The sequence below is a fragment of the Spongiactinospora gelatinilytica genome (assembly GCF_003236385.1).
Classification (GTDB): Bacteria; Actinomycetota; Actinomycetes; order Streptosporangiales; family Streptosporangiaceae; genus Spongiactinospora; species Spongiactinospora gelatinilytica.
In genome coordinates this window covers 1-10,740 of sequence record NZ_POUA01000274.1, presented here as the reverse complement: position 1 = coordinate 10,740, position 10,740 = coordinate 1, and the positions used below count along the sequence as shown (strand labels likewise).

The 10,740-nt window shown below is 72.5% G+C and carries 11 protein-coding genes; 6 read left to right on the top strand and 5 right to left on the bottom strand.

Annotated features, from left to right (window positions below; translation table 11 throughout):
- From C1I98_RS27680 to C1I98_RS27665, 4 genes are all read right to left on the bottom strand, one after another.
- Positions 1–273: DnaJ domain-containing protein (locus C1I98_RS27680; protein WP_158558204.1), on the bottom strand; the 273-nt coding region annotated here is incomplete at its 3' end.
- Positions 274–307: 34 nt separating this feature from the next.
- Positions 308–982 carry a nucleotide exchange factor GrpE gene (grpE, locus tag C1I98_RS27675; RefSeq protein ID WP_111170347.1) on the bottom strand — a complete coding sequence of 225 codons (675 nt, stop codon included), beginning with the start codon at positions 980–982 and terminating at the stop codon, positions 308–310.
- 26 nt (positions 983–1,008) lie between these two features.
- Positions 1,009–2,898: a molecular chaperone DnaK gene (gene dnaK, locus C1I98_RS27670; RefSeq protein WP_111170346.1), complete on the bottom strand. Its 1,890-nt coding sequence runs from the start codon at positions 2,896–2,898 to the stop codon at positions 1,009–1,011.
- 136 nt (positions 2,899–3,034) lie between these two features.
- A complete protein-coding gene (locus C1I98_RS27665; protein WP_233508246.1) occupies positions 3,035–3,487 on the bottom strand; it encodes a hypothetical protein in 453 nt (150 codons plus the stop codon).
- A 130-nt stretch (positions 3,488–3,617) separates the two neighbouring features.
- Here C1I98_RS27665 and C1I98_RS27660 point away from each other — a divergent pair, with 130 nt between their 5' ends.
- Positions 3,618–4,544, top strand: coding sequence for a proline dehydrogenase family protein (locus tag C1I98_RS27660; RefSeq protein ID WP_158558203.1), 927 nt, complete (start codon positions 3,618–3,620; stop codon positions 4,542–4,544).
- Positions 4,545–4,613: 69 nt separating this feature from the next.
- On the opposite strand, the gene C1I98_RS27655 is transcribed toward C1I98_RS27660, so the two are convergent.
- Complete coding sequence (locus tag C1I98_RS27655; RefSeq protein ID WP_146607660.1) at positions 4,614–5,801, bottom strand: winged helix DNA-binding domain-containing protein; 1,188 nt, start codon at positions 5,799–5,801, stop codon at positions 4,614–4,616.
- Between the two features lie 57 nt (positions 5,802–5,858).
- Here C1I98_RS27655 and proC point away from each other — a divergent pair, with 57 nt between their 5' ends.
- The 5 genes from proC to C1I98_RS27630 form a co-directional block, all read left to right on the top strand.
- Positions 5,859–6,671 (top strand): pyrroline-5-carboxylate reductase, encoded by an 813-nt coding sequence (gene proC / locus C1I98_RS27650; RefSeq protein ID WP_438672110.1) that lies wholly within the window; start codon positions 5,859–5,861, stop codon positions 6,669–6,671.
- Positions 6,672–6,730: 59 nt separating this feature from the next.
- Positions 6,731–8,122, top strand: a complete 1,392-nt coding sequence (locus C1I98_RS27645) for an efflux RND transporter periplasmic adaptor subunit (protein WP_111170341.1) — start codon at positions 6,731–6,733, stop codon at positions 8,120–8,122.
- Positions 8,119–8,820, top strand: coding sequence for an ABC transporter ATP-binding protein (locus C1I98_RS27640; protein WP_111170340.1), 702 nt, complete (start codon positions 8,119–8,121; stop codon positions 8,818–8,820). The genes C1I98_RS27645 and C1I98_RS27640 overlap by 4 nt, the downstream gene beginning before the upstream one ends.
- Positions 8,817–10,001 carry an ABC transporter permease gene (locus C1I98_RS27635; RefSeq protein WP_111170339.1) on the top strand — a complete coding sequence of 395 codons (1,185 nt, stop codon included), beginning with the start codon at positions 8,817–8,819 and terminating at the stop codon, positions 9,999–10,001. The genes C1I98_RS27640 and C1I98_RS27635 overlap by 4 nt, the downstream gene beginning before the upstream one ends.
- An 84-nt stretch (positions 10,002–10,085) precedes the next feature.
- The coding region (locus tag C1I98_RS27630) for a hypothetical protein (RefSeq protein ID WP_199537263.1) at positions 10,086–10,740 on the top strand (655 nt) is incomplete at its 3' end.

Genomic DNA, 10,740 nt, shown 5'->3' with positions numbered 1-10,740 from the left:
AAGAGACAGCCCCTGGTAGCCGCCCAGGCCGCCCGAGCCGAACAACGCCCGCGCGTCGTCGTACTCCTTGCGGCGCTTGGTGTCGGACAGGACGTCGTAGGCTTCCGAGACCTCCTTGAACTTGGCCTCGGTCTTGGTGTCGCCCTGGTTGGCGTCCGGGTGGTACTGCCTGGCCAGCTTGCGGTATGCCTTCTTGATCTCCTCGGCCGTGGCGGTCTTCGGCACACCAAGGACGGCGTAGTAATCCTTCTCCAAGTAGTCCTTGGTGCTCATCTATGTCGTCCTTAGCACTAGGAGGGGTGAGCTGTCAGTTGTCGTCGGAACCGGAGCCGGGCCCGCCCGGCTCCGGGTCGGCCGGGGCCTCCGCCTGGGCGGCGGCCTCCCCCTCGGCTGCGCCCGGCTCGGCCGGCTCGGCCACCGCCACCCGGGCGGGGCGGATCACTCGCTCGCCCATCCGGTAGCCGGGCTGGAAGATCTCCACGCAACTCGGCTCCGTGACGTCCGGCGAGTAGCTGTGCATCAGCGCCTCGTGGACGGTCGGGTCGAACGGGTCGCCCTTGGCGCCGAAGGCCGACAGCCCCAGCTTGGTGACCACCCCTTCCAGCGACTCGGCGACCTTGGCGAAACCGCCGGTCAGCTCGCCGTGCTCGCGTGCCCGGCCGATGTCGTCGAGCACCGGCAGCAGCTCGGCCAGCGCGGCCGCGGTGGCCTGCTCGCGCACCGCGACCCGGTCGCGCTCCACCCGCTTGCGGTAGTTGGCGTACTCGGCCTGGAGCCGCTGAAGATCTCTGGTGCGCTCGGCAAGATCGTCGGCGATGTCGCCGGTCGGTGCGGCGGCGCCGTCGGCCGGCGCCGCCTGAGGGGGCGCCTGCTCCTCGGCGCCGCCCGCGGCCGTCTCGCGTGCCTTACCCGTCTCCGGGTCGATCTTGCGCTTGTCGCGGATCACCGGCTCCTGGTCGGGCCCGTTCTCACGCGTGTTCACTGATCGCTCCCCTCGCCACAGCGGTGTCACTGGTCTCGCTTGGGCTGCTGGTCCTTGGGCTCGTCATCGACGATCTCGGCCTCGACCACGTCGTCGTCGGCCTTGCCCGAGGGACCGCCGCCGGGGGAGCCGTCCGGGCCGGGCTGAGCGCCGTCGCCGCCCTGGGCCTGCTGCTGGGCGTAGATCGCCGTACCCATCTTCTGGCTGACCGTGGCGAGCTTCTCCGCCGCGGTGCGGATCACCGCCGTGTCGGTGCCCTCAAGGGCCTTCTTCAGCTCCGCGAGCGAGTCGTTCACCTCGGTCTTGACGTCGCCGGGGACCTTGTCGTCGTTCTCCCGCAGGAACTTCTCGGTCTGGTAGGCCAGCGCGTCGGCGTTGTTGCGGGTCTCGGCCTCGTCGCGGCGGGCCTTGTCCTCTTCGGCGTAGGACTCGGCCTCGCGCATCATGCGCTCGATGTCGTCCTTGGGCAGCGCGGAGCCGCCGGTGATGGTCATCGACTGGGCGCGGCCGGTGCCGAGGTCCTTCGCCGAGACGTTGACGATGCCGTTGGCGTCGATGTCGAAGGTGACCTCGATCTGCGGGATGCCGCGCGGCGCGGGCGCGATGCCGGTCAGCTCGAACGTGGCGAGTTTCTTGTTGTAGGCCGCGATCTCCCGCTCGCCCTGGTAGACCTGGATGCCCACGGACGGCTGGTTGTCCTCGGCGGTGGTGAACACCTCCGAGCGCTTGGTCGGGATCGTCGTGTTGCGCTCGATGATCTTGGTGAAGATGCCGCCCTTGGTCTCGATGCCCAGGGACAGCGGGGTGACGTCGAGCAGCAGGACGTCCTTGACCTCGCCCTTGAGCACGCCCGCCTGGAGGGCCGCGCCGATCGCGACGACCTCGTCGGGGTTGACGCCCTTGTTGGGCTCCTGGCCGCCGGTCAGCTCCTTGACCAGGTCGCTCACCGCGGGCATGCGGGTCGAGCCGCCGACCATGACCACGTGGTCGATGTCGGCGACCTTGATCCCGGCGTCCTTGATGACCTGCTGGAACGGGCCCTTGCAGCGCTCGAGGAGGTCGGTGGTCAGGCGCTGGAACTCCGCGCGGGTGAGCTTCTCGTCCAGGTGCAGCGGGCCCTCGGAGGAGGCCGTGATGTAGGGCAGGTTGATCGTGGTCTCGGCCTGGCTGGACAGCTCGATCTTGGCCTTCTCCGCGGCCTCGCGCAGCCGCTGGAGGGCCATCTTGTCCTTGCCCAGGTCGACGCCGTGCGCGTTCTTGAACCGGCTCACCAGCTCGTCCACGACCCGCTGGTCCCAGTCGTCGCCGCCCAGGTGGTTGTCACCGCTGGTGGCCTTGACCTCGACGAAGCCGTGGCCGTCCTCCTGGCCGACGTCGAGCAGGGACACGTCGAACGTGCCGCCGCCGAGGTCGAAGACCAGGATGGTCTGGTCCTTCTCCTTGTCCAGGCCGTAGGCCAGCGCGGCGGAGGTGGGCTCGTTGATGATCCGCAGGACGTTGAGCCCCGCGATCGTGCCGGCCTCCTTGGTGGCCTGGCGCTGGGCGTCGCTGAAGTAGGCCGGAACGGTGATCACCGCGTCGGTGATCTTCTCGCTGAGGTAAGCCTCGGCGTCGGTCTTCAACTTCTGCAGGATGAAGGCGCTGATCTGCTGGGGCGTGAAGTTCTTGCCGTCGATCTCGATCGACCAGTCGGTGCCCATCTGGCGCTTGACCGACCGGATCGTCCGCTCGACGTTGGTGACGGCCTGCCGCTTGGCGACCTCGCCCACCAGGACCTCGCCGTTCTTGGCGAACGCGACCACGGACGGGGTGGTCCGCGAACCCTGCGCGTTGGCGATGACGGTGGGCTCACCGCCCTCAAGGATCGAGACGACGGAGTTGGTCGTCCCCAGGTCGATACCTACCGCACGTGCCATGAGTACGTCCTTGTAGTCAAAGTTGAGTCGGTCCGACTCATACTGATGCTTACATTGGCTCTTCGTCAAACGACTTGAGCCTACCGGACTCAACTCATGTGCGCGCGGCCGCATTCCCGCCGATCAGCAGAACTCCTCAACTGGCGCCGTCCACGACCTTCCGGTCGCCCAGCGGGGCCTTCAGCGTGACCGTCGTGGTCTTCTGCACCGCGATCTCGATGCACGCGACGTTCTGGGCGTCGCGGGCGGGCCCTTCGTAGATGGTCACCTTCACCTCCGCCGCGCTCTCGTCGACCTCGACCCGGTCGAGCGTACGGCAGGGCTCCACGCCGGACCACCACACCAGCCGCAGGCGCTCGCCGCCCGCCTCGGGGGTGGCGCTGATCCACGGCACCGGGCGCGGATCGATCGTGTCGCCCTTGGGCTCGACCGGCTGGGGGGAGCCGGGGCCCGGAATCGACGGGGTGGTGGTCACGGTCTGGGTCACGGTCTTGTCAGTGGGGGTGGCGGAGTCCGTGCCGGGGCCGCGATCGGTCCCGCAGCCGAGGGCGAACAGCACGCATCCCGCCACCATCGTCGCCGTCATCATCCGCATACCCTTTCAACGAATCGCCCGGACCTGTGGTTCAGGTCACGCCGCGCGCCGGCGCTCTACCCTGGACAGGACCCCTCCACGCTTCCGGCCCCGGCCACAGAGCGAGCAACAGAGGTGGAGCACCGTGCTGCGTCAGGTTCTATTCGCGCTCGCGCGCAGCGGGCGCGCCGAGGTCGCCGCGACCTCCTTCCCGCCCAGTGTCCAAGCCGCCCGCCACCGGATCGCGGGCGACACGCCGGACGACGCCGTTCGTGTGGCGCGTGAGCTGCGCGAGGCGGGTCTCGCGGTCGGTTTCCACCACCTCGGCCCCGAGGTCACCGACGAGCGCGGCGCGGAGGCCGAGGTCCGCGCCCAGCTCGCGCTGATCGACCGGCTGGCCGGCGCGGGGCTGGCCGCCGGGGCCGACATCGCGCTGCGGCCCTCCGCGCTCGGCGTGCGCCTGCCCGGCCGCGACGCCGAGCGGCCGGCCAACGACAACGCGGCGCGCGTCTGCGCGGCGGCCTTCGGCGCGGGGGCCACGGTCACCTTCGGAGCCGAGGAACACCCGCTGGTCGAGCCGGCCCTGGCCCTGGTGGAGGAGTTGCGCAAGGAGTACCCGGGCGTCGGCGCGACGGTCCAGTCCTACCTGCGCAGGGCACAGGACCAGTGCCGCGCCCTGGCCGGCGAGGGCTCCCGGGTACGGCTGCGCAGGGGCGGCCACGACGCGCCCGCCTCGGTGGCCTTCAAGAGTCCCAAGGAGATCGACGCCTCCTACGTGCGGTGCCTGAAGGTGCTGATGGCCGGGCAGGGCCACCCGGTGGTCGCCACGCAGGACAGGTGCCTGGTCGACATCGCCTCCGCGCTGGCCGTGGTGAACGAGCGGCGGCCGGACGACTTCGAGTTCGAGGCGCGCTACGGCGTGCGCCCGGCCGAACAGCGGCGGATGGCCGGGCTCGGGGCGATGGTGCGGGTCCGCGTGCCGTACGGGCCCAACTGGTACCCCTACCTGGCCCGCACGCTGGCCGAGGCGGTCAGCGGCAGGTGGTGCGCCGGGCCACGCCGGGCGCGCTGAGCCTCAGCGGGGCGCGAGCCGCCACGTCCACAGTGCCGATCAGGAGCAGGGGTGGTCGTGGGGCTTGCGCTAGGGGTCCAGGGTCACGGTGGCCGTGGCTGCGCCGCGGAAGGGGGCGAGGGCGTCGGCGGCGTCGTTGATGTCGGCCTTGGCCGTCGGGGACAGGGGGGCGAACGGCTCGACCCGTAGCGTCAGCCGCCTGCCCTGCTTGCGTGGCCGCCACAGGCCCGCGATCTCGCCGTCCACCAGGACCACGCCCGGGTTGCCGACCGTGCGCCAGACCTTTCGCCGCGACGCCGGGCCCGGGAGCAGGCCGGTGCGGTCCTGGGTGGCCAGGTAGGGGTCGTACGGCGGCAGCAGCCGGACTCCGGTGGCCTGTGGCGGGTCGGCCAGCAGGTCCGTGTCGGCGGAAAGGACCCAGGCGGGGGTGTCACGGTACCGGACCTCCGTCAGCTCCCCGGCCAGCAGCTCCCAGCTCCGGGACGCGTACGCCGGCGACACGCCGGACCAGGCCGCGAACTCCCGCAACGTCGCAGGCGCGTGGCAGCGCAGGTAGCGCCGCAGCAGTTCGGCGCGGGCGAGCCGGAGGTCCCAGGCGGGCGCCGGCGCCCCCAGCCACTGTTCGGTCAGCGCGAACCGCGCCGCTCCCGGCCCCTCCGGTACGAAGCACACCGTGCCGTACAGCCCGGCGACGTAGAGCGCGTAGCGCACCAGGCTCTGCCCGTGAGTGTTGCGGCCCAGCCCGTCGGGCTCCTCCCACGGGCCCTGGCGGGTCTCCGGAACGCGTGTCGTGACCTGCTCGGCCAGCGCCACGCCCAGCTCGTCCTTGGTCAGGGCGCGGCCGTCCAGGGCGGGCCCGAGCGCCTCCAGCGTGTGCTGCACGGCGGCGCTCGCGCTCAGCCCGAAGGCCGCCAGATGCCGCTCGGCGCCCTGGATGAAGTGGCGGCAGGAGTCCTCGTCGTCGGGCAGCAGCCCCGTCGTGAAAACTCCAACGTCCGCCACGCCCATCACATGCGGCGCGCCCCGCAGGCTCCAGACCTGCGCCAGGGTCTTGTCCCGCGTCAGCGCGGCGCTGACGTGCTCGGGCGTGAGCCCGTCGAGCCGGACGTGCAGCGACTGGGCCGCCGAGCCCGGCGGACTGTGCTGGATCGCGGTGGCCCCGGCCACGCCGGGCAGCGCGCCGAGCGGCGCGGGCCGTACCAGCCGCTGCCGGGCGAGACGGAACCCGCGTGCGTGTCCCTCGTTCAGCCTCAGCATCACCGCACGCTACCTGATGACCGCTGCCCGGATACTGTCTGTAGGCTTGCGGACGTCATACAGCGAGGTGGAACCATGATCGCGATTCTCGGCGCGGGCAAGATGGGCGAGGCCCTGCTGTCCGGCCTGGTCCGTGCCGGTGTCCCGGTCGGCGAGCTGCTGGCGACCGTCCGCCGCCCCGAGCGCGGCGAGGCGCTGACCCGGCAGTACGGCGTGCGGGTGGTGTCCAACGCCGAGGCCGCCAAGCGCGCCGACACCCTCATCCTCGCCGTCAAACCCCAGGACATGGCGACCCTGCTGGACGAGATCGCCCCCTACGTCCCCGCGGGCCGTCTGGTGATCTCGGCCGCGGCCGGCATCACGACCGCGTTCGTGGAGGCCAGGCTCGGCGAGGATGTCCCGGTGGTGCGGGTGATGTCCAACACACCGGTACTGGTGGACGAGGCGATGAGCGTCATCTCGGCGGGCGCGGGTGCCGGCGAGGAGCACCTGAAGCTGGCCGAGGACCTCCTCCAGCCGGTCGGCAAGGTACTGCGGGTGCCCGAGTCGCAGCAGGACGCCGCGACCGCGCTGTCCGGCAGCGGCCCGGCCTACTTCTTCTACCTGGTGGAGGCCATGGTCGACGCCGGCATCCTGCTCGGCATGCCGCGCGCCGCCGCGCTCGACATGGTCACCCAGTCGATCGTCGGCGCGGCCATCATGCTGCGCGACTCCGGCGAGCACCCGGTCATCCTGCGCGAGGCGGTCACCTCGCCAGGCGGCACGACCATCGCCGCCATCGCCGAGCTCGAACGGCACAGCGTGCGCGCGGCCTTCCTGGCCGCGATCGAGGCCGCCCGCGACCGCAGCAGCCAGCTCGCCGCCGGGTGAATACCAGCGGGTAAAGGGGGCCTGCTGAGGCGAGGGGGTCGAACCCTACCATTGATCAGGTGACGATTCGTCGCGGCATTCCCCCGCTGCTCGTCGTGCTCGCGCTCGCCGGCTGCACCGCTGAAGAACCGTCGGGCATCCAGCTCGGCGCCGCCCGCCGCGCCCCGGTGAGCGAGGTCGTCGAGGCCCCCGCCACCATCGGCGCGCGGGCCGCGGCCACCCTGCGCGCGCCCGCCGCGGGCACGCTGACCAAACTGCACATCCGCGACGGCGACACCGTCGCCAAGGGCGATGTGCTCGCCAAGATCAGTTCCCCGGAGGCCAAGGGGCGGCTGTCCCAGGCCAGGCGCGCCGAACGGCTCGCGTCCGCGCCCTCGGCCCCCCGTCCCGCGTTCGCCGCGCCCACGCTGCGCGGCTTGGACGGGCGCGCCTTCGCGGGCCTGGACCGCAAGGTCAGCCGCGACTTCGCCCGCGCCAGGTCCGCCGCCCGCGAGGTCGGCGACGCCACCGCGCGCAAGCGCCTGATCGCCGCCATCGACCTCGCCGAACGCCGGCACCGCGCCCAGCGGGCCGCGCTCGGCGCGATCACAAAAGACCTGACCCGCTCGGTCAACGGCGTGCTGTCCCAGCTCACCGGCCAGCTCAGCACCGGACTCGGCAGCCTCACCTCCTCCATGGCCTCGCTCCAGGCGGCCTCGCGGAGCCAGGCGAAGGCGGCGGTCAAGACGGCCGAGTCGGTGGTGAAGGGCCTCACCATCAAGGCCCCGTTCGACGGGGTGGTGACGCTCGGCCGTTCGTCGGGCGGCGGCGGGGCCACGGACGCGCTCGGCGGGCTGCTCGGCCGGCTTCCCGCCGGGCTGCCCACCCAGGCCCCGCAGGGCGGGGAAGCGTCCGGCGGCGGGCCGGCCGTCGCCACGGGCGTGCCGGTCTCGGCCGGCGACGCCATCGTGACCGTCACCGACATCTCCGAGCTGACCATCTCGGCCGACGTGGACGAGACCGACGTCCTGCTCGTCGAGCGCGGCACCGCCGCCCAGATCGAACTCGACGCCGTGCCGGGGGCCACTTACACGGCCAAGGTCACCGGGGTCGGGGTGACCCCGATGGCGGGCACCACCGGAGGGGTCAGTTACCCGGTCAGGCTCACTCTCGGGGCGGGCCGGTTCGACGACGGCAGGAAGGCCCCCGCGCCCAAGCCCGGCATGAGCGCGGTGGCCCGGCTGACCGTGCGGGAGTCGCCGAGCGCGCTGGCCGTACCGGCCTCGGCGGTGGTGACCAGCGGGCGCGACAGCGTGGTGTGGGCGGTGCGCGGCGGAGCGGCCGAACGCCGCGTCGTACGGCTGGGCGCGCAGGGCGACGCGCTGGTGGAGGTCCTCACCGGGCTGCGCGAAGGCGAGCAGGTGGTGGTCAAGGGGGCCGACGCCGTACGGCAGGGCCAGAAGCTGCCGTGACCGCCCCCGCGACCGCGCCGCCCGCCTTCGAGGGCGAGAACCTGCGCCGCTCCTACCAGGCCGACGGAGTGGCCGTCGAGGCGCTGCGCGGGGTGGACCTGTGCATCGAGTCGGGGGAGTTCGTCGCCATCATCGGCCCCTCGGGCTCGGGCAAGTCCACCCTGATGCACCTGCTCGGCTGCCTGGACCGGCCGACCTCCGGCACCCTGCGGGTCGGCGGCGTGGACGTCGCCACGCTGTCCGAGGCCGGGCTCGCCGAACTCCGCAACGAGACCATCGGATTCGTCTTCCAGTCCTTCCACCTGCTGCCCCGCACCTCGGCGCTGGACAACGTGGCGCTGCCACTGGTCTACCGCGGCGTCGGCGCGGCCGAGCGGCGTACCCGCGCCAGGGCGGCCCTGACCGCGGTCGGGCTCGGCCACCGGCTGACCCACCGCCCCGCCCAGATGTCCGGCGGCGAACAGCAGCGGGTGGCCATCGCCCGCGCCCTGGTCGGCGACCCCAAGGTGGTGCTCGCCGACGAGCCCACCGGCAACCTCGACACCCGCAACGGGGCCGAGGTGATGGACATCCTGGCCGGGCTCAACGCCGATCAGGGCGTGGCCGTGGTGCTGGTCACCCACGAGCCGGAGGTCGCGGCCCGCGCGAGCAGGCGCATCCACGTCCGCGACGGCCGCATCGAACAGGACGCACGATGAGGGCCCGCGAGGCGTTCCTGATGGCCACCGAGGCCCTGCGGGTCAACCGGCTGCGCAGCGCGCTCACCATGTTCGGGGTGATCGTCGGCGTGCTGGCCGTGGTCGTCCTGGTGGCCATCGGCACCGGCGCCAAGGACGCCGTGGAGAGCGAGATCGCCGGGCTGGGCAGCAACATCATCCTGGTCGTCCCGGGGCAGATCGGGGTCGGCGCGCTGCCCACGCAGAGCCGACTCGGCCTGGCGGACGCCGCCCACGTACGGCGGGCCGTCGGCGACCCGTCGCGCGTCACGGTTTCGGTCGCCTCGGGGGAGACAATGAGGGTCGGCCGCAACGAGGCGTTCGTCACGATCACCGGCACCGACGAGAACATCCCCAACATCTTCGACCGTCCGCTGGCCAAGGGCCGCCACCTCAGCGAGACCGACGTGGACACCCGGCGGCGGGTCGCCGTGCTGGGTTCGGAGGTCGCCTCCCGCCTGTTCGGCGACATCGACCCGATCGGACGGCAGGCGACGATCTCCGGGGCGCGGTTCCGGGTGGTCGGCGTCTACGAGACCGTGGGGGCCACCTTCGGCGTGGCCCGCGACCAGGAGGTCCACATCCCGGTCACCACCGCCCAGCGGCTGCTCGGCCTGTCCAGGATCAACGGCATCGCCATCGGCGCGACCGGCCCCGACGAGATCGAGCCGCTGCGCCGGCGCGTCGTCGCCGCTCTGGAGGAACGCCACCCAGGTGAGCGGTTCTCCGCCGTCACCCAGACCCAGCTGCTCGGCACCATCGGCAGCGTGCTCGGCATGCTCACCGGGGTGCTCACCGCCATCGCGGGCATCTCACTGCTGGTCGGCGGGGTCGGCGTGTCCAACATCATGCTGGTCAGCGTCCGTGAGCGGACCCGTGAGATCGGCCTGCGCAAGGCCCTCGGGGCCAGGCAGCGCGACGTGCTCACGCAGTTCCTCATCGAGGCGGTGCTGCTGACCACGATCGGCGGTGTGCTGGGCATCCTGGTGGGCGTCGGCGGATCGCTGCTCATCGACGCCGTCACGCCCGTCCCGGCGACCATCACGCTGTGGTCGGTGCTGCTGGCCTTCGGCGTGTCGGTGGCCGTCGGGGTCTTCTTCGGCGTGGCACCGGCCCGGCGCGCGGCCCGGCTCGACCCGGTCGCCGCACTGCGCGCCGAGTGACGCCGGACGATTCCAGATGACCTCATGTGGCCTCCGGATGCCCGCGGGGACGCGGGCCGCGCGGGAAGTATGAGCGGGGTGACCATGATCTGGGAACGTCTGAGTCAGGGGCGAACGTGGCTGAGCCAGGGGGCGTGGCGGTGGGCCCGGCGGGAGTTCGCCGGGGCCCTTGAGGCGGCGGTGGGGGAGCGCGAGCGCGCTCAGGCGGCCGAAGGGGTCGCCGCGGCCGCCTGGTGGCTGGACGACGACGCGGAGATGGCCGAGCGGTACGAACAGGCGTACCGCTCCTACCGGGCGGTGGGCGACGTGCGCGGCGCGGCGCGGTCGGCGGCCTGGCTGGGCAACGGCGCCCTCCAACTGCACGGCAGGCACGCGGTGGCCCAAGGCTGGTTCCGGCAAGGCAGGCGGCTGCTCCAGGGCGTGTCGCCAGGGAAGGAGGGCGCGCTGCTCACGCTGTTCGAGGGGGTGGCGGCGCGGCTGCGCGGCGACGGCGAGACCGCGATCAAGCACGCCGAGGAGGTGGTGGCCGCGGCCAGGGGACTCGGGTCCTCAGACCTCGAGGTGCAGGGGATGGCGCTGTCCGGCGTCGCGCGGGTCGATCGCGGCGAGGTCGGGGAGGGCATGCGGCTGCTGGACGAGGCGGCCGGGGCGGCCCTCGCGGGGGAGACCGAGGCGGGGTCGGCCTGGATACCGGGCTGCTACCTGCTGCAGAGCTGCGTCCAGGCGCGCGACTGGGGGC